The following is a 20,438-nucleotide window of genomic DNA, read 5'->3' as shown; positions in this document are numbered from 1 at the left end:
GGGAGTATCGTCGGCGCCTGATTCGAGCCCGGCAACGCGCCGGGCCACAGGGGGATCAGGAGTCAGACATGAAGTTGTCTGTGTCACGCCGCAGCCCGCGCTTCTACGCCATCCTCGCCGCCGCCCTCGCCGGCCTCATCACCGCGCTGTCCCTGTTCTCGTCCTTCATCGACGCCTGGGACCGCACCGACGCCGGCGAGATCGCGGTCGTCCGGCACGGCGGCTGGTTCGGCGACCGCAACATCCGGTCGATCATCGACCCGTCGTCCTCACTCCGCTGGACCGGCATGTGGGGCGTCGTCCACAAGTACCCGGCCCAGCAGCGCTTCTACACCATCACCGCGGCCGCCAACCGCGGCGACCGGCCCGGCGTCGACGTGGTCGACACCCCCTCCAGCGACGGCGTCCAGATGGGGATCGAAGGCACCTTCTACTTCAGCCTCAACCTGGACCACAAGGTGATCTCCGACTTCGACAACAGGTTCGGCACCCGCACCTTCACCGGCGCCGACGGCAAGGCCCGCCACGCCTACGACGGCGACCAGGGCTGGTCCACCTTCCTCGACCAGATCATCCGCCCCGTCATCGACAACGACCTCCGCGAGCAGATCGGCGACTTCCGCTGCGCCGACCTCGTCTCCTCCTGCGCCCTGGTCCAGAACAACCCCAACGCCCAGAACCAGGGCACCCCCGCCAACGCCAACAACAGCAACATCGCCAAGATCCAGGACGCCATCAACCAGTCCCTCGAAGCCGACCTGAAAGCCACCCTCGGCGACGACTTCCTCGTCAACGTCCGCTTCAACCTGGTCCGCATCACCCTGCCGAACGACGTCCAGGACGCGGTCAACAAGGCCCAAGCCGCCTACGCCCAGGTCAGCGAGGCCCAGGCGCGCGTCGCCCAGGCCCAGGCCGACGCCGCCGCCAACGCGGCCCGGCAGAAGGGGTACGAGGCGTGCCCCGCCTGCGCGCAGATCGACATCATGAAGGCGATCCCGCCGAACGTGACCACCTTCGCCCCCGGCGCCGGCTTCGCGGTGACGCCGGGTACGCCGACCACGAAGCCTTCGTCGTGAACGAGCCGCGGATTGGTGCGGAACGCCTTCGGCCAGCCCCGGCGGCGTTTGCCGAGGCGGGCCGAACCGCATGACAATCGTCGCTCAACACCCTGAATCGGGCAATAGTCACTCGGCGTAGGTACGGCTGCTCATTTTGATCGCGGCCGAACGGGTGAGGTGGGGCAGTACACCTAACCCACCAGCTTCCGCCACAGCGCGACCTTCTCCGCGTCCACCGGCGAGTCCCACGTCCCGGCGGAGCGCACCGCCGTCCCCACGTGGAACGCGTCCAGGCCCGCGGCCCGCAGGTCCGGCAGCGCGTCCTGGGTCAGGCCGCCGCCGACGAGGATGCGGGGCCCGCCGAGCGAGCGCTCGCGCTCGGCCTCGGCCCGGAGGACCTCGACGCCGTCGCCGGAGGCCGGGAAGCCGCCCGAGGTGAGGACGGTGTCCAGACCCGGGAGTCCGCGGACGGCGTCGTAGACCGCGTCGCGCTGATCGGTGGCGTCGACGGCCTTGTGGAAGGTCCACTTGCTGCCGCCGAGCACGTCGAGGACGGCCCGGACGGCTTCGCCGTCCACCGTGCCGTCGGGGTCGAGCCAGCCCAGGACGAACTCCTCGGCACCGGCGCGACGCAGGGCGTCGGCGGTGTGCACGAGCTCTGCGACGCCCTGGACGCCCCCGGCGGAGAAACCCTCGCGGCGGCGGATCATCACGCGGAGCGGAAGGGGAACCGCCGCACGGACGGCTTCGAAGGTCTCGAGGGAGGGGGCGAAGCCCGCGTGCTGCATCTCGGAGACGAGTTCGAGGCGGTCGGCACCGCCGGCATGGGCGGCGCGGGCGTCGGCGGCGTCGACGGCGATGACTTCCAGCAGGGGCGTCGGTTCAGGCATACGTGGCAGCCTGCCATGGATCGGGGGTCTTGACGAACGTGGCGCGGGGGTCCGCGATGGGGCCGACGACTATCCGACAGCGCGTCCAATCGCGTGGCGTCAGCCACGCGATGGGACGCTCACGACGGACAAGTGCCCGCCGTTGTTCAAGCTTTCGGAGCAACGCTAAGCCGGAGCCAACTCGTCCAGCTCCGGATCGGGTTCCCGCCCCGGCGTCTTCAGGTTCAGCCATCTGATCGCGAACGTGAAGATCCCGTAGTAGAGCACGAAATAGATCGGCCCGACGATCAGAATCAGCCAGGGTTTCGTCGCCTTGCCCCAGTTGAGCATGAAGTCGATCAGGCCGGCCGAGAAGTTGAAGCCGTCCTTGCAGCCCAGGCTCCACATCAGGGACATGGAGATGCCGGTGAGGATCGCGTGGATCACGTAGAGCACCGGCGCGACGAACATGAACGAGAACTCCAGCGGCTCGGTGACACCGGTGACGAAGGACGTCAGGGCCGCGGAGATCAGGATCGAGCCGGCCACCTTGCGCTTGGTCGGCATCGCGGAGCGCCACATGGCCAGGGCCGCGCCGGGCAGGCCGAACATCATGATCGGGAAGAAGCCGGTCATGAACAGGCCGGCGGTGGGGTCGCCGTTCAGGAAGCGGGCGATGTCGCCGTGGTAGGTGCCGGTGGCGTTGGTGAAGGTGCCGAACTGGAACCACGGGAAGGCGTTCAGGATGTGGTGCAGGCCGAAGGGGATCAGGGCGCGGTTGAAGCTGCCGTAGATGAACAGGCCGATCGAGCTGTTGTGGGTGATCCAGTTCGACAGGTCGTTGATGCCCCGGCCGATCGGGGACCAGATCCAGCCCATCAGCACGCCGAGGAACACGCACGCGACGGCGGTGATGATGGGGACGAAGCGGCGGCCGCCGAAGAACGCCAGCCAGGTGGGGAGCTTGATCCGGTAGTAGCGCTGCCACAGCAGGGCGGCGCTGATGCCGACCAGGATGCCGCCGAGCACGCCGGTCGGGTTCGGTTTGGTCAGGTCCAGCGCGTACTGCAGGCCGCCGACCTGCACCGCCGAGTGCACGTCGGTGGCCGCGTCCTTGATCACCACGCTCCGGACCTGGTCCTTGAGCGCCGAGCCGAGGAACATCTGCATCGAGACCGCGTGGTACACCAGGTAGCCGACGATCGCCGCCACGGCGGTGCTGCCGTCCGACTTCTTCGCGAAGCCGATGGCCACGCCGATGGCGAAGATGACCGGCAGGTTGCTGAGCAGCGCGTTGCCCGCGGTCGCCATGATGAGCGCGGCGTTCTTCACGACCGTGGTGTGGAACCGCCCGAGCATGTCCTCCTGGCCGAAGCGCACCAGCAGGCCGGCCGCCGGGAGCGTGGCGATCGGCAGCATCAGGGACTTCCCGATGCGTTGCAGCACGGCGAACGTCCGGCTGCCCCACCCCGGCTGCTTCGGGGCCGCGGCGGCGCCGGCGGCGTCGGCGGCGTCTGCGCTCATCAGGTGGTTCCTCTCGGTGTGCCACACGTGGTGCCAGGCCCGCGACCGGCGAAGGAGCTCCCTGACGCGGTTACGGGTTGCGGACTATCGGTCGGGCCGCCTGCGCGAGCGGCACCCACAGCTGGTACCGGTCGGCACGATAGGCAGAAGTCGCATACTCCACTTGCACATCTTCTGCAAAGGAGCGTCGCGCCATCACCAGGACTACGCCGTCGGAGCGAATCCCCAGCAGGGGGGCGTCCTCCGCGGCGGTGGTCGCCGCCTCGATCGACTGCTCCCCCCAGGTGAGGACGATCCCGTATTCCTCGGCCAGGTACCGGTACAGCGACTCCGGCGCCCCGGCCTCGACCAGACCCGGCACGAGCCGTTCCGGCAGATGCGTGCGCTCGATCGCCATCGGGATGCCGTCGGCGTAGCGGAGCCGCACCAGCCGGACCACCGGCTCGCCGGACTCCACCTCCAGGTGCGCGGCCAGAGCGCTGGAGGCGTGGATGCGCTCGAAGGACAGGGTCCGGGAGCTGGCGGTCATGCCCCGGCGGCGCATGTCCTCGGTGAAGCCGACCAGCCGGATCTGCACGTCCATCTTGGGCTGCGCCACGAACGTGCCGCGCCCCAGGCGCCGCTCCAGGCGGCCGTCGGCGACCAGCGCGTTGATGGCCTGCCGGACGGTCATCCGGGACAGCCCGTACTGCTCGGCCAGGTCCCGCTCGGACGGGATCGGCGAGCCGGGCCCCAGCCCTTCCGCGATCATCCGGCCCAACAGATCCTTGAGCTGCAGATGTTTGGGCACGGAGCTGGTCGGGTCGATCCCCGGCGCCTCATCGCTCATGTCACCGGACTAGACCACTGGGGCCATATCGGTGTCAACTACGACGCAGGCGTTCGCGCCGCCGCACCACCCGCGCCGGCTCGCCCACAGACGGCGCAAAGGTGGCGTGGCAGTCAAGACTTTGACTGTTTAGTGGGATAATGTCCGGTGTTGTCACCAACCCGGGCCGTGCGCGCCGCGCACGGCCCGGCGGAGTAAGGAGAGTTCCGTGAGCAAGGCCGAGCAGATCATCGCCGGGCTGGGCGGCGCCGAGAACATCATCGAGCTGGAGCCGTGCATCACCCGGCTGCGCACCGAGGTGCGGGACGGCTCCAAGGTGAACGAGGCCGTGCTCAAGGCCGCCGGCGCCCACGGGGTGATGAAGGTCGGCAACAACGTCCAGGTCGTGGTCGGTCCGGAGGCGGACTCCCTGGCCAACGACATCGAGGACCTGATGTAGCTCCGCCGCCCACCCGCGCCGTGTCGACTTCTCCGGTCCCCGGTGCGCCCGTCCGGCGACCGCGCCCCGAGCACCACGAGTGAGCACCATGTACATCTACATCTCCTCTCCGCTGACCGGCACCGCGATCGGCCTGGCCGAGGTCCCCGACCCGGTGTTCGCGTCCCGGATGGTGGGGCCCGGCGCGGCCGTCGATCCCGCCCGGAAGCTGCAGACCGCGGTCGCGCCGATCGCCGGCCGGCTGGTCAAGCTCAAGCCGCACGCCTTCGTGGTGCAGTCCGACGACGGCCGCGGCATCCTGGTCCACCTGGGCATCGACACCGTGAACCTGGAAGGCGAGGGCTTCGAGCTGGTCGCCGTCGAGGGCGAACGGGTGCGGGCCGGACAGCCGGTGGTCACGTGGAACCCGGCCGACGTCGAGGCCGGCGGCCTGTCCCCGGTGAGCCCCGTGATCGCGCTGGACGCCGACACCGCGGCCATCGACGCGATCGCGGGCGGCACGGTGGTCGCCGGCGACGAACTGTTCCACTGGCGCTGAGCCCGCCGATCGCCGAGTACTGAGACGAGGACCCTGATCCATGCCCCAGCGCACCGTGACCGTCGCCTCCAAGGTCGGGCTGCACGCCCGGCCGGCGGCGGTCTTCGTGAGGAAGGCCGGCGAGTCGCCGGTGCCGGTCACCCTGGCCAAGGACGGGGGCCGGCCGGTCAGCGCGAAGTCGATGCTCGCGGTGATGTCGCTGGACGTCCGGCACGGCGACCGCGTGGTGCTGGCCGCCGAGGGCGAGGGCGCCGCCGCGGCCGTCGACGAGCTGGCCGAGCTGCTGGAGACCGACCTCGATGCCTGACATGGGGGCCGCCGACCACGGCGGGCCCGGGCGCACCGCGTACCGGGGGGTGGGGGTCGGCACCGCCGCGGTGGCCGGCCCGGTGGCCCGGATGAGCGAGGCGCCCCCGGAGCCTCCCGACCGGCCCGCCGCCGGCCCGCCCGGCGAGGAGCGGGCCAAGGCCCGCGCCGCCGTCGCCGCCGTCGCCGCCTACCTCCGCGCCGGCGGCGCGGCCGCCGGCGGCGACACCGCGGACGTGCTCGAGGCCCAGGCCATGGTGGCCGAGGACCCGGCCCTGGAGGAGGCCATCGGGACCCGCACGGCGGCGGGCAAGACCGCGGCCCGCGCGATCCACGAGACCTTCGCCGAGTACCGCGAGCTGCTCTCCGGGCTCGGCGACTACATGGCCGGCCGGGTCGCGGACCTCGACGACATCGGCACCCGCGCCGTCGCGGTCGCCGCGGGCGTGCCGATGGCGGCCCTGCCGGAACGTGAGGACCCTTATGTGCTGGTCGCCAAGGACCTGGCCCCGGCCGACACGGCGCTGCTCGACCGGAACCTGGTGCTGGCCCTGGTGACCGCGGAGGGCGGCCCGACCTCGCACACCGCGATCCTGGCCCGCGCGATGGGCATCCCGGCCGTGGTCGGCGCCACCGGGGTGCTGGCGCTGGCCGACGGGACGCCGGTGCTGGTGGACGCCGCCGACGGCACGGTCGTGGCCCGTCCGACGCACGCCGAGCAGGAGGCCGCGGTGGCCCGGGCGGCGGCGGCCGCGAAGGCGGCCACGCTGAGCGGTCCGGGGCGGACGTCCGACGGCGAGCCGGTGAAGCTGCTGGCGAACATCGGCACCGCGGCGGACGTGCCGGCGGTGCTGGCGGCCGGGGCCGAGGGCGTGGGCCTGTTCCGCACCGAGTTCCTGTATCTGGGCTCTGCCGAGGAGCCGGCGTTCGAGGACCAGGTCCGGGTCTACCGCGCCGTCTTCGAGGCGTTCCCGGAGGGCTCCCGGATCGTGGTGCGCACCCTGGACGCCGGGGCCGACAAACCGCTGCCGTTCGTGCGCTTGGGCCAGGAGCCGAACCCGGCGCTGGGCGAGCGGGGCCTGCGGGCGTTCCGGGCCTTCGACGGCCGCAACGAGGCGGTGCTGCGGACCCAGCTGCTGGCGATCCGCGAGGCGTCCCGCGGCGTGGCGGCGGACGTCTGGGTGATGGCGCCGATGGTGGACGGGACGCCGGAGGCGGAGTGGTTCTGCGAGCTGGCCGAGACGTGCGGCCTGGACGTCGCCGGCGGCCGCGTCGGCATCATGGTCGAGACCCCGTCGTCGGCGCTGACCGCGGGGCCGATCCTGGCCGGGCGCACCGGGTTCGCGTCGATCGGCACCAACGACCTGACGCAGTACACGATGGCGGCGGACCGGATGCTGGGCGCGCTGGGGACGCTGCAGGACGCGTGGCACCCGGCGGTGCTGCAGCTGATCGGCGCCACGGGCGCGGCGGGCGAGGCGGCCGGGAAGCCGGTGGGGGTGTGCGGGGAGGCGGCGGCCGACCCGCTGCTGGCGTGCGTGCTGGTGGGCCTCGGGGTGCGGTCGCTGTCGATGGCGCCCTCGGCGATCGCCGAGGTCCGCGACGCGCTGGCGGCGCGGACGCTGGCCCGCTGCGGGGCGATGGCGGTGCGCGCCAGCGCGGCGGCCACCGCGCGCGAGGCGCGGGAGGCGGCCGCGGAGGAGTAGGGCGCCGTGGGGCCCCGGATCGTGCCCGCACCGCACCCGACCGGCGGTGCCCCGCCCCGCGCGCGTTGCGCCACTGATCGATCGGCGTAGGCTGCGACCATGGCGAAGTCGCTGCACGAGCGCTGGCTGGCGCTGGCCGGCATCACGCCGGAAAGCATCCGGCTGGGCGACGACCTGGTCGCCCGCTGGTCCGAACCGCATCGGCGCTACCACACCCTCGAGCACCTGACCCGCGTCCTGGACGGCGTCGACGAGTTCGGCGGCTACGCCGACGACGTGACGGCGGTCCGCTACGCCGCGTGGTTCCACGACGCGGTCTACGACGGCGGCGAAGCCAGCGGCGACAACGAGGAGCTGAGCGCCCAGCTGGCCGAGACCGAGCTGCCGGTGCTCCTGGTCCCGCCGGAACGGGTCGCGGAGGTGGCGCGGCTGGTGCGGCTGACCAAGGGACACGCCGCGGCCGAGGACGACCGCAACGGTGCGGTGCTCTGCGACGCCGACCTCGCCGTCCTGGGCGGCCGCGCGGCGGATTACGCGGCCTACAAGCAGGCGATCCGGCAGGAGTACTCCGAGGTTCCGGACGAGCTGTTCCGGCCGGGGCGGGCGGCGGTGTTGAAGGCCTTGCTGGAGCTGCCGGCGCTGTTCCGGACGCCGGTGGCGGTGGAGCGGTACGAGAAGCGGGCGCGGGCGAATCTGAGTGCTGAAATCGCCGAGCTGGAGGGGTGACTAGCCCCACTTCCCTCGGGAGCGCGCCCGCACATGCACCCGCTCCCCCTGCGGCCCGAACAACGTCAGCACTTCCGTCGGCCCCGGACCAGCCGCATCGAACCAGTGCGGCACGTGCGTGTCGAACTCCATCGCCTCGCCCTTGACCAGGATCAGATCGTGCTCGGCCAGCACGGCCCGCAACCGCCCGCTGAGCACGTACATCCACTCCCAGCCCTCGTGGGTCCGCAGTTCCGGCACTTGTTCACCCTGCGGCGGCGGGAGCAGCATCTTGTACGCGCGCAGACCACCGGGTTCCCTCGTGAGCGGCACGATCACCCGGCCGTCGGGGTACTTGCGCGGCGGCGGTGTACGCCCGACGAGTTCGTCCAGCGACACGTCGTAGAGACCGGCCAGCGGCAGCAGAAGCTCCAGCGTGGCGCGCCGCCCGCCGTTCTCCAGGCGCGAGAGCGTGCTCACCGAGATGCCCGTCTCCGCGGCGGCTTCGGCCAGCGTCAGGTGGAGGGCGCGACGCGCGGCGCGGAGCCGTTCGCCGAGGTGGGAGGGGGTGTCAGCCATGGTCCCATTTTGCCAAACCGGCAACTTTTCTTTACCGGCGGCGCGCCGGGAGCGCATCCTCGCGGCATGAGCACCGACATGAGCACCGCACCGGAGTCCACGTCCTTCGGGATGTCCGATCAGCACTACGACGTCGTGATCATCGGCGGCGGCCCGGCCGGCCTGTCCGCCGCCCTCATGCTCACCCGCGCGCGCCGCCGCGTGCTCGTGGTGGACGCCCGCGCCCAGCGCAACGCCAAGGCCGCCCACATGCACGGCTTCCTGTCGCGGGACGGCATGCCGCCGATGGAGCTGCTGGAGCTGGGCCGTGCCGAGGTGTTGTCGTACGGAGGCGTGGTCGTCACCGACTTCGCCGAGAAGGTCGAGCGCACCGGCACCGGTTTCACCGTGACGCTGGCCAGCGGCTGCGTTCCGACGGCGCGGCAGCTGCTGGTGACGACGGGGCTGACGGACGTGCTGCCGGACGTGCCGGGCGTGTCGGACCTGTGGGCGGTCGACGTCCACGTGTGCCCGTACTGCCACGGCTGGGAGGTCCGGGACGGCGCGCTCGCGACACTGGCCACCGGCCCGATGTCGACGCACCACACGCTGCTGCTGCGGCAGTGGACGGACGACCTCGTGTACTTCCTCGACGGGCACCCGCTGGAGGACGCCGACCGCGCCCGGCTGGCGGCGCGCGGCGTCGTGGTCGAGGAGCGGCGAGTGCGACGGCTGGTCGAGACGGAGGGACGGATGAGCGGCGTGGAGCTGGAGGACGGGACGGTGATCCCGCGCGAGGGGCTGTTCCTGGTGCCGCGGTTCCAGCCCAACAGCATGCTGCTCGACGCGCTGGGCTGCGAGTCCGATCCGGAGACCGGCTGGCCGGTGATCGGCCCCGGCGGCCGCACCTCGGTCCCGGGGGTCTGGGCCGCGGGCAACGTCGCCGACCCCTCGGGCGGCGTGATCGCCGGCGCGGGCGCGGCCACGATGACCGCGGCGCAGATCAACGCGGCGCTGGTGGAGGCGGATGTTGAGGCGGCCCTGGAGCCCGTGCTTGGATGAAGAGGTGATCCTCATCGACCCGCCGACGTGGCCCGGCCACGGTCGCCTGTGGTCGCATCTGGTGAGCGACGTGTCGTTCGCGGAACTGCACGCCTTCGCCGACCGCATCGGCCTCCCGCCGCGCGGTTTCGAGCGCGACCACTACGACATCCCGTCGCACCTGTATGAGACGGCGGTCGGCGCGGGAGCGACGCCGGTGGGATCGCGTGAGCTGCTGCTGCGGCTCACGGCCGCCGGGTTGCGGCGTCCCAAGCGGTCCCGCCGGCCGCGCGGCGGGACCGAGACCGAACCTCGCCGGCTTCCCGAGTCGACCTCGCCGGGGGCTCACCCATGATGCTGTCGACGAACACGAAGCAGAAGACCCTCGGCCTGCTGGTCGCCGGGCTCACGGACCGCGCCGTCGCGACCCGTCTGGGCGTCAGCGAACGGACCGTTCAGCGCTATGTCCGGGCCCTGATGGAGGGCGCGCAGTGCCGCAACCGCATGCAGCTGGGTCGCCATGCCGCGCTGACCGGGCTGCCGGTGTCCGAGCCCGTACCGGCGCCCAGCGGGCGGACACCGGACCGCGAAGGCCGCCAGCTGCTGAAGGCGCTGCTGGACGACGCGTGCGAGGAAGCACTCCGTTCCCTGCACATGAGCCGGCGAAGCCTTGAGCGGCGGATCAAGGATCTGATGACGATGGCCGGCGCCCAGAGCCGGGTGGAGCTGGGTTGGCGGGCGACGTTGTGGGGTTGGGTGTAGACACCGTCGGCGGCCTGTCCTCGCCTGTCAGGAAGCCGGACCGCCGCGCCTGTCCCGGCGTCCCGGCCCCATCGTCGCCAGCGACCGCCAGCGCCCGGCCCGCCGCGGCGACGTCCCGACCGCCTTCGCCTCGGCCTCGGCCTCGGCTTGGGCGGCGGCCGCGCGGTCGCCGGTGGCGCGGAGCGCTTTGGCGAGGTCGGCGAGGATCTCGGCTTCCTGCCACGGTTCCTCGTACCGGGCGGCCGTGGCCGCGGCTTCCCGGTAGAGCCTGACCGCGTCGGCCGCCCGGCCCTGTCCCATCCAGACCGAGGCCTGCATCCAGCGCACCCGCATCAGGCCCCACGGGTCGTCGTAACGGGCGGCGAGGGCGGCGGCGTCCTCCAGGTGCTGGTCGGCGACGTCCAGCCGGCCTTCGTCGCGGCGCGCCCAGGCCAGCACCCGCAGCGTGTAGCTCTCCCAGAGGCCGAGGCCCAGTTGCTGGAACGTCTCCAGCGCCGGGAGCAGGTACTCGACCGCCTCCTCCACGCGGCCTTGTTCCAGCCGGAGCATGCCGATGCGGCGGCCGACGACAGCGGTCCAGTACCGGTAGCCGGAGTTGTGGAACGTCTCGTAAGCCTGCCAGATCAGGGATTCGGCCTCGACGGGGCGGTGCTGCCGCAGGCGGAGCATGCCCAGGTCGAAGACCGCCGACGCGCGCCAGTACCAGTGGCTCAAGGTGGTCAGGGTGTCGACGGCCGAGGTGAGCTGCTGCTCGGCTTCGGCGAACTTGTAGCGGCGGTTGAGCAGGACCCCGAGGTCGCGGCGGGCGCGAGCCGCCTCGGCGGGCTGGCGGACGTCCCAATCGGCGCCCTGTTCCACGGCGTCGCCCTCGAAGAGCTCCAGCGCGGCGCGGATCGCCTCCTCGGCGTCGGTGAACCGGCGCAGACCCGCGTACGCCTCGCAGAGATCGCGCAGGACGCGGGCCTCGGCGAGCTTGTTGCCGAGGGCTCGGGAGAGTTCGAGGGCGTTCTCAAGCTCGTGCACGGCGGCGGCGAAGTGGCCGGAGAAGTAGTGGCTGCGGCCTATCCAGCGGAGGGTGTAGGCCTCGCCGGGGCGGTGGCCTATCTCCTGGCAGAGGCGGAGCGAGACGGTGAAGTGCTGCTGGGCCTCGTCGAAGCGGTCCTGGTAGTGGCGCAGGACGCCGTAGCCCTGCTGGATGATCGACTCGGCGCGCCGGTCCCCCCGGCGGGTGGCGGCGGCGAGGCCGGCCCGCAGGACGTCGTCCCACCGGTTCCAGACGGTGTAGACGGTCTCCAGGACCCGGGCGATGACGACCGACATCTCCCAGCACAGGTCCCACAGCTGGTGTTCGTGGGCGCGCTCGACCATGCGGCCGACGCGGCGGCAGTCGCCGAGCAGCCAGCGGGTGGGGCCGTACTCGGCATAGCGGAGCAGGTCGGGGTCGTCGACATGCCAGTGCTCGGCGCGGGAGGGCAGGGCACCTCCGGCCCGGCCGTGGCGGGGGACGGTGGGGTCGGTGAGGTGTTCGGCGTACTCGGCGAGGGTGAGGAAGGCGCCGCCGAGGCGGGCGAGCGCGGCGCGCTGCTCCTCAGGGGTCTCCTCGGCCGCGAGGCGTTCCTCGGCGTACTCGCGGACGAGGGAGTGGAAGCGGTACTCGGCACCGCTGGTGCTGCCGCGCGCGGCGCGTTCGAGGAGCTGGGCCTCTACGAGGTCTTCCATAACGAGCGGGGCCTCGGCGACGGGGATGTCGAGAAGCGGTGCCGGGGCCCACTCGCGAAGAGACACGGAGGGGAAGAGGGTCAGGAGGTGGAAGGCGCGGCGGCTGCGAGGGCTGAGGTCGGCGTACGAGACGGCGATGGCGTCGCGGACGCGGACGTCGCCGGAGCGGAACTCGTCGAGGCTGAGACGGTCGGCGAGCTCGGCGAGCGTCCAGTGCTTGTTGGCCCGCAGCCGGGCGGCGACCAGGCGCAGCGCGAGCGGGAGGCCGCCGCACGCGCGGATGATCCGGCGCGCGGCGTCCGGTTCGTCGGCGACGCGCCGCGCGCCGACCTGGCGGATGAGGAGCTCGCGGAGGCTGTCGTCGTCGAGGCCCCCGACGGTGAAGGGGTCGGCTTCGAGCAGGCCGAGCGGACGGCGGCTGGTGATGACGGTGGCCGAGCCGCGGACGCGGGCGAGCAGCGGACGGACCTGCGCGGCGGACTTGGCGTCGTCGAGGACGACGAGCACCCGGCGGCCGACGAGGCGGTCGTGGTAGAGGCGCCGCCGCGCGTCCTCCTCGGGCGGGACCTCACCGGGACGGACGCCCAGAGACGCGAGAAGGCGCCCGAGGGAGGTGGCCGGGTCGGGGGCGTCGAGCCCGACGGTGCCGCCCTCCCCGAGGGAGAGGTAGAGCACTCCGCCGGGATAGTCGTCGCGGACTTCCTCGGCGAACTGGATCGCGAGCGAGGTCTTGCCGACGCCGCCCATCCCGTAGAGCGCGAGGACCGGAGCGCCGCGCCCGTCGTCGGCGGTGCGGGCGAGCATGGTCCGGAGCTGGTCGAGCTGGGCCCGCCGCCCGATGAACTGCGAGTCGGTGGGGGGCAGCTCCAGCGGCGCGGTGTGATCGGGATCCGAGGAGTACGGCGTCTGGGGAGGGTCCGCCCGGCCCTTCTCCGGCCACCCGGTCGCCGGGGACGGAAGCTGAGCCGTCGACGGCTGATTCGTCCCCTCGACGATGAGCCACTCGGTCCCGATGGCCAGGACGCCGGTGATCAGCGAGACGGTGATCAGCGCCAGCGTCCACACCACGATGTTCCCGCGCGTGGAGACCTGCAGGATGATCGACCCGGAGGTCACGATCGTGTTGCCGATGACGAGAATGAAGCGCCGCCGCTGACCGGGCGTGAGGCGGACCAGCCGTCGCGGATGGTTCAGCCACCGGAGTACGCGATGGCGGCCGGGCGACGCTGGGGCCATGCGCTCTCCTGTCTCATAGGGCTGATGTCATCATTAACCCAAAGATCGGATAAGCGGCGCAAGGGTGTCGGCCGGGGCGGTAGCTGCGGCAACGGGAAACGGGATCAGGCTCCCGACGGCGTGAAGTCGGTCAGGGTGAAGGAGAACGGCGCCGGAAGTTCGAGGTCTGATCCGAACGGGACGCGGACGTCGGCGCGGTAGTCCTGGGCTTCGACGTCGGGGAGGCTGAAGAGCACCGTTTCGCGTCGGCCGCGGTCGACGAGTAGATAAAGCGGGATGCCGGCCGCCGCGTAGGCACGGCGTTTCGTCTCTCGGTCGTCCTCCGGCGCCGACGACGTCACCTCCACAGCCATGAACCACCCGGCAGGCGTTCCCCACGAGGGTTCGTCATCGAACGATCCGGGCTCGGCAACCGTCAGATCCGGAATGACGTTGCCCACCGGAGTGCTCAGCCCTCGATTGGCGGAGTGATCGAACTCCACGGCCGACTTTCGTGCGAGCTGTTGCGTGATCCGGCTGATGACACGCTCGTGGTTGCCGACCGGCGGCGGGTTCACGACGATCCTCCCCGCGATGAGTTCGGCGCGGTACTCGGGGCCGAGCGTCGCGTCGAACTCGAGGAAGGCCTGCCGTTCTTCCGCCGTGACCGTCATGAGTGGCTCCCTGCTGCCGCCATGGGCATCGGAGTGTCCCGTTATCGTCACACTCCGAGCATAGACTCACACACCACGGGCAGCGCGGGGGAAGCGAACCGGAAAATTTCACCCAGACGGGTAACAATCAGTTCGAACACGCCGAAGGCGGCCCCGGCCGAAGCCGGAACCGCCTCCCGCGTACTACCGCGAACCAGAATCCTGAGCGTCGGCTCAGAAGTCCATGTCGCCGCCGGGCATGCCGCCGGCCGGCGCCGCGGCCTTCTCCGGCTTGTCGGCGATGACGGCCTCGGTGGTCAGGAACAGGGCCGCGATGGAGGCCGCGTTCTGCAGGGCCGAGCGGGTGACCTTGGCCGGGTCCAGGATGCCGGCCTTGATCATGTCGACGTACTCGCCGGTGGCGGCGTTCAGGCCGAAGCCGGACTCCAGGCCGCGCACCTTCTCGACCACGACGCCGCCCTCGAGGCCGGCGTTGACCGAGATCTGCTTCAGCGGGGCCTCCAGGGCCAGGCGCACGATGTTCGCGCCGGTGGCCTCGTCGCCGGCCAGGTCGATCTTCTCGAACGCCTTCTGGCCGGCCTGCAGCAGGGCCACGCCGCCGCCGGCGACGATGCCCTCCTCGACGGCCGCCTTGGCGTTGCGCACGGCGTCCTCGATGCGGTGCTTGCGCTCCTTGAGCTCGACCTCGGTCGCCGCGCCGGCCTTGATCACGGCCACGCCGCCGGCCAGCTTGGCCAGCCGCTCCTGCAGCTTCTCGCGGTCGTAGTCGGAGTCCGACTTCTCGATCTCGGCGCGGATCTGGTTCTTGCGGCCCTCGATCGAGTCGCTGTCGCCGGCGCCGTCCACGATGGTGGTCTCGTCCTTGGTCACCACGACCTTGCGGGCCTTGCCCAGCATCTCCAGGCCGACGGAGTCCAGCTTCAGGCCGACCTCCTCGGAGATGACCTGGCCGCCGGTGAGGATCGCGATGTCGCCGAGCATCGCCTTGCGGCGGTCGCCGAAGCCGGGGGCCTTCACCGCGACCGACTTGAAGGTGCCGCGGATCTTGTTCACGACCAGGGTGGCCAGGGCCTCGCCCTCGACGTCCTCGGCGATGATGACCAGCGGCTTGCCGCTCTGCATCACCTTCTCCAGGATCGGCAGCACGTCCTTGACGTTACCGATCTTGGAGTTCGCGATCAGGATGTACGGGTCGTCGAAGGACGTCTCCATCCGCTCCAGGTCGGTGGCGAAGTACGGAGAGATGTAGCCCTTGTCGAAGCGCATGCCCTCGGTGAGCTCCAGCTCCAGCCCGAAGGTGTTGCTCTCCTCGACGGTGATGACGCCTTCCTTGCCGGCCTTGTCCATGGCCTCGGCGATCATGTCGCCGATGGCGGTGTCGGCGGCGGAGATCGAGGCGGTCGCGGCGATCTGCTCGCGGGTCTCGACGTCCTTGGCCATCCCGGACAGCTCGGAGGACACCGCCTCCACGGCCGCCTCGATGCCGCGCTTGAGCGCCATCGGGTTCGCGCCGGCCGCCACGTTGCGCAGGCCCTCGCGGACCAGCGCCTGGGCCAGCACGGTGGCGGTGGTGGTGCCGTCGCCGGCGACGTCGTCGGTCTTCTTGGCGACTTCCTTGACGAGCTCGGCGCCGATCTTCTCGTACGGGTCCTCGAGCTCGATCTCCTTGGCGATCGACACACCGTCGTTGGTGATCGTGGGGGCGCCCCACTTCTTCTCCAGAACGACGTTGCGCCCGCGCGGGCCGAGGGTCACCTTGACCGCGTCCGCGAGCTGGTTCATGCCGCGCTCGAGGCCGCGCCGGGCCTCCTCGTCGAACGCGATGATCTTAGACATTGTGGTACAGACCTCCCACACCAGGGATCCTTGGCGAACCGCCAGGCGCCCGCGACGGACGGCCCGCCCGCCCGCGCGGTCCCTGCCGCGCCGGAGGTGGAGCCTCGCCTGAGAGGTTCTCGGGTTGGCACTCTCGGTGTGAGACTGCCAAGCTCAATGATTAGCACTCTCCCCCGGCGAGTGCAAGCCGGTGGGCACGGCGAGGGCCCGCCCCCGGTGCTGCGGGAGCGGGCCCTGGGTATGGTGCGGAGTCCTCCGGTCGGGCGGCGGTTCATGCCCGAATGGTCGCGACCCGGGTGGGGGAGGTCAGCGCCTGCGGCGCGGACCGGGGACGTGTCAGACGGTGACCCGGACCATGTCGGCCTGCGGGCCCTTCTGGCCCTGCGAGATCTCGAACTCGACCCGCTGCCCCTCCTCCAGGCTGCGGTAGCCGTCCATCTGGATCGCGCTGTAGTGGACGAAGACGTCCGACCCGCCGTCGACCGCGATGAACCCGTAGCCCTTCTCCGCGTTGAACCACTTGACGGTGCCCTGAGCCATTCCGTACTCCCCTTGCTGCCGGCTCTAGACGGAGTGGGCTACCCCCTGTGGAACACCCACCCCATTTCCGGCCCGCACCCCGCGGGCCAGGGTCTGCGTTCGCCGCCGTACCACCCGCCGTACCAAGAGGGTTGAGCTGGAGGGATCTCGCCGAATCGTTCGACCGGCGCTGAGACTAGCCAAAGTGACGCTCAGTACAACAGGCCTAAATCAGAGAGATTCTGGATGGGTTTGTAAGAGGTGTGCGGACAAATACGGACCGATCCCCGCGTATCCGCTCGCCGTGAACACGGTGAGTAGATAACGATACGGGAACCGATCCGCGCCGCGGGCACCGGGGTGCCGCATCAGCCCCCTGCGACCGCCGGGATGATGGAGACGCTGCCGCCGTCCGGCACCGCGGTCCCCAGACCCTCGGCGAACCGCACGTCGTCGTCGTTGACGTAGACGTTCACGAACCGCCGCAGCTTCCCGTCCTCGTCCAGGACCCGCGCGCGGATCCCGGTGTGACCGGCCTCCAGCTGATCGATCACATCCGCCAGCGTACCGCCCGCCACCGACACTTCGGCTTGTCCGTCGGTGTAGGTGCGCAGGATGGTGGGAATCCGTACGGTGATGCTCATTCACATGCTCCTTACTTGATGCGCCCTGCGACGCTGATAAAGATGTGCGAAAAGGGGGCGGGAATTCACAGAGTCGCGCGGAACGCGTCCAGGGACGGCTTGATCACGGCGGTCGGGCCGCAGTCGGAGACGGCGTCCAGGGTCTTGAGCCCGTCGCCGGAGTTGATCACCACGGTCACCGCGTCCGGGTCCAGCCGGCCCTCGTCGGCGAGCTTCTTCAGCACCCCCACGGTCACCCCGCCGGCGGTCTCGGCGAAGATGCCCTCGGTGCGGGCCAGGAGCTTCACGCCCGCCCGGATCTCCTCGTCGGTCACGTCCTCCACCGCTCCCCCGGTGCGCCGGGCGATGTCGAGCACGTAGGGGCCGTCGGCCGGGTTGCCGATCGCCAGCGACTTGGCGATGGTGTCGGGCTGCTTCACCGGGCGGATGACGTCGATGCCGTCCTTGTAGGCCTGCGACACCGGGGAGCAGCCGGAGCCCTGGGCGCCGATCACCTTGTACGGGGTGTCCTCGACGAGCCCGAGCTTGACGAGCTCCCGGAACCCCTTGTCGATCTTCGTGAGCTGCGACCCCGAGGCCACCGGGATCACGATCTGCTCCGGCAGCCGCCAGCCGAGCTGCTCGGCGATCTCGTACGCCAGCGTCTTGGAGCCCTCGGCGTAGTACGGCCGCAGGTTCACGTTGACGAAGCCCCACTTCTCGCCGAGCTCGTCGCCGATCAGTTCGCTGCAGAACCGGTTGACCTCGTCGTAGGTGCCGTCGATGGCGATCAGCCGGCCGCCGTAGACCGAGGCGACGACGACCTTCTCCTTCTCCAGGTTCGACGGGATGAACACGCACGCGTCCAGGCCCGCGCGCGCCGCGGCGGCCCCGACCGCGCCGGCCAGGTTGCCGGTGGAGGAGCACGACAGGGTGGTGTAGCCGAAGGTCCGGGCGGCCTCGACGGCGATCGCGACGACGCGGTCCTTGAAGGAGTGCGTCGGGTTGCCGGAGTCGTCCTTGACGTAGAGGTCGGCCAGGCCGAGCTCCCGGCCCAGGTGGTGGGCGCGGACCAGGCGGGTCCAGCCGGGGTTCGTGTTGGGGCGGGCGGCGACGTCGGCCGGTACGGGCAGCAGCGGGGCGTAGCGCCAGATGGACGAGGGACCCGCGGCGATCTGCTCGCGCGTCACCGTTCCGAAGTCGTAGGAGATCTCCAGCGGGCCGAAACACTCTTCACAGGCGAATTTCGGGCCGAGCTCCGTGGTGTGCCCGCACTCACGACACGAGAGGTGCACCGCGGGGCCGAACGGAGCGATGGAGGTGGCGGCGGACAGCAGGGTGCTGGACATGACGCGAGGTTCCTTTCCTCATCTTTCCCACGGCTCGGCGGCTGCCGGGTGGGCCGGAGTTGGCACCGCGCCGTGCCGCACAGGGCCGATGAAGATCGGAGGCGGCAGAACGGATGGTTGCCGGAGCGTCGTAGGGCCGGTCCCTCAGCTCCTCTGGATGAGCGCTTATTGAGTTGTGTTCAAGGAGCGTAAGCCGCGAGGCGCTCTGCGGGACCAGCCCGTCCGGATCCCGAGACGGCGAGTCCGGGCCCCTCCGCGATCCCGGTCCGGGGCTCGGCGAAGACGCGCCGGGGCCGGGGGCCGGTGGGGCGGGGAATCGTTCGCTTAGTCTGGAGGGGCCCGCGGATACCGATTTCAGGAGTGGAGAGCCCGGTGCTGGAAGAGGTGGAGCGGTGGCTTGCCGTGCGCTCCTCGAAGGCGTCGGACTGGCCGTTGGAGCGGCTGCTGGCCGCCAAGGACGCGACCGGCGCCCGGATCAGCGTGGTCCTGCCCGCCCTGGACGAAGAGGAGACGGTCGGCGCGATCGTCGCCACCGTCCGCGAGGACCTCATGGAGGCCGCGCCGCTGGTCGACGAGCTGCTGGTGGTCGACTCCGGCTCGGCCGACCGGACCGCGGAGAACGCGGCGGCGGCCGGGGCGAAGGTCCTGCACCGCGACGAGATCCTCCCGGCGATCCCCTCGGTGCGCGGCAAGGGCGAGGTGCTGTGGCGGTCGCTGGCGGCGACCACCGGCGACCTGGTGTGCTTCGTGGACGCGGACCTGAGGGAGTTCTCCGCGACCGTGGTGACCGGCGTGCTCGGGCCCCTGCTGGGCGATCCGGACGTGCACCTGGTGAAGGCCATGTACGACCGCCCGCTGGTGGCCGGCTCGGCGGTGCTGCCGGCCGGCGGCGGCCGGGTCACGGAGCTGGTGGCGCGGCCGATCCTGAACCTGCACTGGCCGCTGCTGGCCGGGTTCGTGCAGCCGCTGGGCGGGGAGTACGCGGCCCGCCGGTCGCTGCTGGAGCGGCTGCCGTTCCCCACCGGCTACGGCGTGGAGACGGCGATGCTGATCGACACCCTGGCGCTGGTCGGGCTGGACGGCATGGCGCAGGTGGACGTGGGCGTGCGCCTGCACCACCACCAGGACGACGCCGGGCTGGGCCGGATGGCCAGCGAGATCATGCAGGTGGCGTGGGAGCGGCTGCACCGCGAGGGCCGGATAGTGCCGGGCGACGAGGCGACGGAGCCCAACACCCTGATGACCCAGTTCCACCGCGACGCCGAGGGGTTCGCGCCGCGCTCCACCGACGTGGCGGTGGTGGAGCGGCCGCCGATCAGGACTCTGGGCCGGGACGGCCGCCCCGGGCGCCCGGGCCCGACGGCGTGAACCACGTGACCATCCCCTCGATCCGGACGCCGTCCGGATCGCGCGGATAGTCGTCGAACTCCTTGACCAGGGCCTGCATCCTGCGCTGGAAGTCCTCGGCGACCTCCGGGGGCAGGGTGGCGGACAGGTTCATCAGCATGCCGTGGGACTTGGCGGCCTCGGGATCGGCCGGGTACTCCTCGGTCTCGAGGTGCCGGAGGAAGCGCCGGGTGTAGTCGCCGATGTTGTCGCTGATGATCCGGCTCATCACCTCGCGGGTCTCGTCCGGGTGCTCGGAGGGGTCGATGGTCACCGAGGACTGGGCGGCCCGGTACTTCGTCTCCACGATCCCGGACACCACGCGGGTCTCGGCCACCTCGATGAGGCCGGCCTCCAGCAGCACCTTCAGGTGCCGGTAGAGCTTGGTCTGCGGCTCGCCGAGCTCCTCGGCCAGCTCCTTGGCCGACTTCGGGACCCGGTCCCGGGACAGCGCGCGCAGGATCGACAGCCGCGTGGTGTCGGCGAGCGCCTTGATGGTGTCGACGTCGGTGACGGTGCGGACCACTTCGTCGATCAGCGGGCCGATCCCGGCCACCTGGCTCTTGGCCTCGGACACCGCCTTCTGCGCGTCCCGGACCGCGCCCCGGACCTCCTTCCGGACGCCGTCGAGCATGCCGCCCAGGTCAGAACCGTTCCCCTTGCTGCCCATGGGGTCCATCTTGCCAGATGCTCACGGATGCGCCATCATTCACTCAAGCGTGAATGGTCAATCGACCGTGAATGCTCGCACGAACGAGAACGTTCATCTTCAGGGGAGGGTT

At 71.1% G+C, this 20,438-nt stretch carries 21 protein-coding genes and 1 riboswitch; of the genes, 10 read left to right on the top strand and 11 right to left on the bottom strand.

Annotated features, from left to right (window positions below; all coding sequences use genetic code 11):
• Window positions 1-68: 68 nt before the first annotated feature.
• A complete protein-coding gene (locus tag ABD466_RS22725; protein WP_344659150.1) occupies window positions 69-1,076 on the top strand; it encodes an SPFH domain-containing protein in 1,008 nt (335 codons plus the stop codon).
• A 173-nt stretch (window positions 1,077-1,249) separates the two neighbouring features.
• On the opposite strand, the gene ABD466_RS22720 is transcribed toward ABD466_RS22725, so the two are convergent.
• From ABD466_RS22720 to ABD466_RS22710, 3 genes are all read right to left on the bottom strand, one after another.
• Window positions 1,250-1,948, bottom strand: coding sequence for a copper homeostasis protein CutC (locus ABD466_RS22720; protein ID WP_344659149.1), 699 nt, complete (start codon window positions 1,946-1,948; stop codon window positions 1,250-1,252).
• 165 nt (window positions 1,949-2,113) lie between these two features.
• Window positions 2,114-3,451 (bottom strand): PTS transporter subunit EIIC, encoded by a 1,338-nt coding sequence (locus ABD466_RS22715; protein WP_344659148.1) that lies wholly within the window; start codon window positions 3,449-3,451, stop codon window positions 2,114-2,116.
• Window positions 3,452-3,521: 70 nt separating this feature from the next.
• The gene (locus ABD466_RS22710) at window positions 3,522-4,280 is read right to left on the bottom strand and encodes a GntR family transcriptional regulator (protein WP_344659147.1); all 759 of its coding nucleotides are present in this window, start codon (window positions 4,278-4,280) and stop codon (window positions 3,522-3,524) included.
• A gap of 208 nt (window positions 4,281-4,488) precedes the next feature.
• Between ABD466_RS22710 and ABD466_RS22705 the strand changes: the two genes are divergently transcribed.
• The 5 genes from ABD466_RS22705 (at window position 4,489) to ABD466_RS22685 (ending at window position 7,995) form a co-directional block, all read left to right on the top strand.
• Window positions 4,489-4,719, top strand: coding sequence for a PTS sugar transporter subunit IIB (locus tag ABD466_RS22705; protein WP_344659146.1), 231 nt, complete (start codon window positions 4,489-4,491; stop codon window positions 4,717-4,719).
• Window positions 4,720-4,807: 88 nt separating this feature from the next.
• On the top strand, window positions 4,808-5,257 hold the full coding sequence (locus tag ABD466_RS22700) for a PTS sugar transporter subunit IIA (protein ID WP_344659197.1): 450 nt from the start codon (window positions 4,808-4,810) through the stop codon (window positions 5,255-5,257).
• A 40-nt stretch (window positions 5,258-5,297) separates the two neighbouring features.
• The gene (locus ABD466_RS22695; RefSeq protein WP_344659145.1) at window positions 5,298-5,564 is read left to right on the top strand and encodes an HPr family phosphocarrier protein; all 267 of its coding nucleotides are present in this window, start codon (window positions 5,298-5,300) and stop codon (window positions 5,562-5,564) included.
• Entirely contained in the window at window positions 5,557-7,269 is a 1,713-nt protein-coding gene (gene ptsP / locus ABD466_RS22690; RefSeq protein WP_344659144.1) for a phosphoenolpyruvate--protein phosphotransferase, read from the top strand. The genes ABD466_RS22695 and ptsP overlap by 8 nt, the downstream gene beginning before the upstream one ends.
• Before the next feature lie 99 nt (window positions 7,270-7,368).
• Window positions 7,369-7,995, top strand: a complete 627-nt coding sequence (locus ABD466_RS22685; RefSeq protein WP_344659143.1) for an HD domain-containing protein — start codon at window positions 7,369-7,371, stop codon at window positions 7,993-7,995.
• Here the strand turns inward: ABD466_RS22685 and ABD466_RS22680 are convergent, their stop codons facing one another.
• On the bottom strand, window positions 7,996-8,553 hold the full coding sequence (locus tag ABD466_RS22680; protein ID WP_344659142.1) for a helix-turn-helix domain-containing protein: 558 nt from the start codon (window positions 8,551-8,553) through the stop codon (window positions 7,996-7,998).
• 66 nt (window positions 8,554-8,619) lie between these two features.
• On the opposite strand from ABD466_RS22680, the gene ABD466_RS22675 reads away from it, so the two are divergent.
• From ABD466_RS22675 to ABD466_RS22665, 3 genes are read left to right on the top strand one after another with little or no spacing between them, the layout of a single operon-like run.
• Window positions 8,620-9,594, top strand: a complete 975-nt coding sequence (locus ABD466_RS22675) for an NAD(P)/FAD-dependent oxidoreductase (RefSeq protein WP_344659141.1) — start codon at window positions 8,620-8,622, stop codon at window positions 9,592-9,594.
• Window positions 9,560-9,928: a DUF4031 domain-containing protein gene (locus ABD466_RS22670; protein WP_344659140.1), complete on the top strand. Its 369-nt coding sequence runs from the start codon at window positions 9,560-9,562 to the stop codon at window positions 9,926-9,928. Before ABD466_RS22675 ends, ABD466_RS22670 begins: the two co-directional genes overlap by 35 nt.
• Complete coding sequence (locus tag ABD466_RS22665; RefSeq protein WP_344659139.1) at window positions 9,925-10,335, top strand: helix-turn-helix domain-containing protein; 411 nt, start codon at window positions 9,925-9,927, stop codon at window positions 10,333-10,335. Before ABD466_RS22670 ends, ABD466_RS22665 begins: the two co-directional genes overlap by 4 nt.
• Window positions 10,336-10,362: 27 nt before the next feature.
• On the opposite strand, the gene ABD466_RS22660 is transcribed toward ABD466_RS22665, so the two are convergent.
• The 6 genes from ABD466_RS22660 to thrC form a co-directional block, all read right to left on the bottom strand.
• Complete coding sequence (locus ABD466_RS22660) at window positions 10,363-13,290, bottom strand: ATP-binding protein (protein WP_344659138.1); 2,928 nt, start codon at window positions 13,288-13,290, stop codon at window positions 10,363-10,365.
• 104 nt (window positions 13,291-13,394) lie between these two features.
• Window positions 13,395-13,943 carry a Uma2 family endonuclease gene (locus tag ABD466_RS22655; RefSeq protein ID WP_344659137.1) on the bottom strand — a complete coding sequence of 183 codons (549 nt, stop codon included), beginning with the start codon at window positions 13,941-13,943 and terminating at the stop codon, window positions 13,395-13,397.
• A gap of 213 nt (window positions 13,944-14,156) precedes the next feature.
• Window positions 14,157-15,779, bottom strand: a complete 1,623-nt coding sequence (groL, locus tag ABD466_RS22650) for a chaperonin GroEL (protein ID WP_344659136.1) — start codon at window positions 15,777-15,779, stop codon at window positions 14,157-14,159.
• A gap of 336 nt (window positions 15,780-16,115) precedes the next feature.
• Window positions 16,116-16,319 carry a cold-shock protein gene (locus ABD466_RS22645; protein WP_344659135.1) on the bottom strand — a complete coding sequence of 68 codons (204 nt, stop codon included), beginning with the start codon at window positions 16,317-16,319 and terminating at the stop codon, window positions 16,116-16,118.
• A 347-nt stretch (window positions 16,320-16,666) separates the two neighbouring features.
• The gene (locus tag ABD466_RS22640) at window positions 16,667-16,942 is read right to left on the bottom strand and encodes a ubiquitin-like small modifier protein 1 (RefSeq protein ID WP_344659134.1); all 276 of its coding nucleotides are present in this window, start codon (window positions 16,940-16,942) and stop codon (window positions 16,667-16,669) included.
• 65 nt (window positions 16,943-17,007) lie between these two features.
• Complete coding sequence (thrC, locus tag ABD466_RS22635; protein WP_344659133.1) at window positions 17,008-18,270, bottom strand: threonine synthase; 1,263 nt, start codon at window positions 18,268-18,270, stop codon at window positions 17,008-17,010.
• A gap of 15 nt (window positions 18,271-18,285) precedes the next feature.
• A riboswitch (SAM riboswitch) is annotated at window positions 18,286-18,434 on the bottom strand.
• A gap of 208 nt (window positions 18,435-18,642) precedes the next feature.
• On the opposite strand from thrC, the gene ABD466_RS22630 reads away from it, so the two are divergent.
• On the top strand, window positions 18,643-19,638 hold the full coding sequence (locus ABD466_RS22630) for a glucosyl-3-phosphoglycerate synthase (protein WP_344659132.1): 996 nt from the start codon (window positions 18,643-18,645) through the stop codon (window positions 19,636-19,638).
• On the opposite strand, the gene ABD466_RS22625 is transcribed toward ABD466_RS22630, so the two are convergent.
• Window positions 19,586-20,326, bottom strand: coding sequence for an ArsR/SmtB family transcription factor (locus tag ABD466_RS22625; protein ID WP_344659131.1), 741 nt, complete (start codon window positions 20,324-20,326; stop codon window positions 19,586-19,588). The two genes, ABD466_RS22630 and ABD466_RS22625, sit on opposite strands and share 53 nt — an antisense overlap.
• Window positions 20,327-20,438: the final 112 nt, after the last annotated feature.

The sequence above is a fragment of the Catenulispora subtropica genome (assembly GCF_039531675.1).
GTDB classification, from domain to species: Bacteria; Actinomycetota; Actinomycetes; order Streptomycetales; family Catenulisporaceae; genus Catenulispora; species Catenulispora subtropica.
This window is presented reverse-complemented; position numbering and strand designations above follow the sequence as displayed.

Excerpts from the sequence above, each read along its gene's own strand:
- ABD466_RS22640 (WP_344659134.1), bottom strand. The coding sequence starts at position 16,942 with ATGAGCATCACCGTACGGATTCCCACCATCCTGCGCACCTACACCGAC.
- ABD466_RS22725 (WP_344659150.1), top strand. The coding sequence starts at position 69 with ATGAAGTTGTCTGTGTCACGCCGCAGCCCGCGCTTCTACGCCATCCTC.
- ABD466_RS22645 (WP_344659135.1), bottom strand. The coding sequence starts at position 16,319 with ATGGCTCAGGGCACCGTCAAGTGGTTCAACGCGGAGAAGGGCTACGGG.
- ptsP (WP_344659144.1), top strand. The coding sequence starts at position 5,557 with ATGCCTGACATGGGGGCCGCCGACCACGGCGGGCCCGGGCGCACCGCG.
- ABD466_RS22720 (WP_344659149.1), bottom strand. The coding sequence starts at position 1,948 with ATGCCTGAACCGACGCCCCTGCTGGAAGTCATCGCCGTCGACGCCGCC.
- ABD466_RS22675 (WP_344659141.1), top strand. The coding sequence starts at position 8,620 with ATGAGCACCGACATGAGCACCGCACCGGAGTCCACGTCCTTCGGGATG.
- ABD466_RS22715 (WP_344659148.1), bottom strand. The coding sequence starts at position 3,451 with ATGAGCGCAGACGCCGCCGACGCCGCCGGCGCCGCCGCGGCCCCGAAG.
- thrC (WP_344659133.1), bottom strand. The coding sequence starts at position 18,270 with ATGTCCAGCACCCTGCTGTCCGCCGCCACCTCCATCGCTCCGTTCGGC.
- ABD466_RS22670 (WP_344659140.1), top strand. The coding sequence starts at position 9,560 with ATGTTGAGGCGGCCCTGGAGCCCGTGCTTGGATGAAGAGGTGATCCTC.
- ABD466_RS22660 (WP_344659138.1), bottom strand. The coding sequence starts at position 13,290 with ATGGCCCCAGCGTCGCCCGGCCGCCATCGCGTACTCCGGTGGCTGAAC.
- ABD466_RS22700 (WP_344659197.1), top strand. The coding sequence starts at position 4,808 with ATGTACATCTACATCTCCTCTCCGCTGACCGGCACCGCGATCGGCCTG.
- groL (WP_344659136.1), bottom strand. The coding sequence starts at position 15,779 with ATGTCTAAGATCATCGCGTTCGACGAGGAGGCCCGGCGCGGCCTCGAG.
- ABD466_RS22695 (WP_344659145.1), top strand. The coding sequence starts at position 5,298 with ATGCCCCAGCGCACCGTGACCGTCGCCTCCAAGGTCGGGCTGCACGCC.
- ABD466_RS22625 (WP_344659131.1), bottom strand. The coding sequence starts at position 20,326 with ATGGGCAGCAAGGGGAACGGTTCTGACCTGGGCGGCATGCTCGACGGC.
- ABD466_RS22680 (WP_344659142.1), bottom strand. The coding sequence starts at position 8,553 with ATGGCTGACACCCCCTCCCACCTCGGCGAACGGCTCCGCGCCGCGCGT.
- ABD466_RS22685 (WP_344659143.1), top strand. The coding sequence starts at position 7,369 with ATGGCGAAGTCGCTGCACGAGCGCTGGCTGGCGCTGGCCGGCATCACG.
- ABD466_RS22710 (WP_344659147.1), bottom strand. The coding sequence starts at position 4,280 with ATGAGCGATGAGGCGCCGGGGATCGACCCGACCAGCTCCGTGCCCAAA.
- ABD466_RS22665 (WP_344659139.1), top strand. The coding sequence starts at position 9,925 with ATGATGCTGTCGACGAACACGAAGCAGAAGACCCTCGGCCTGCTGGTC.
- ABD466_RS22655 (WP_344659137.1), bottom strand. The coding sequence starts at position 13,943 with ATGACGGTCACGGCGGAAGAACGGCAGGCCTTCCTCGAGTTCGACGCG.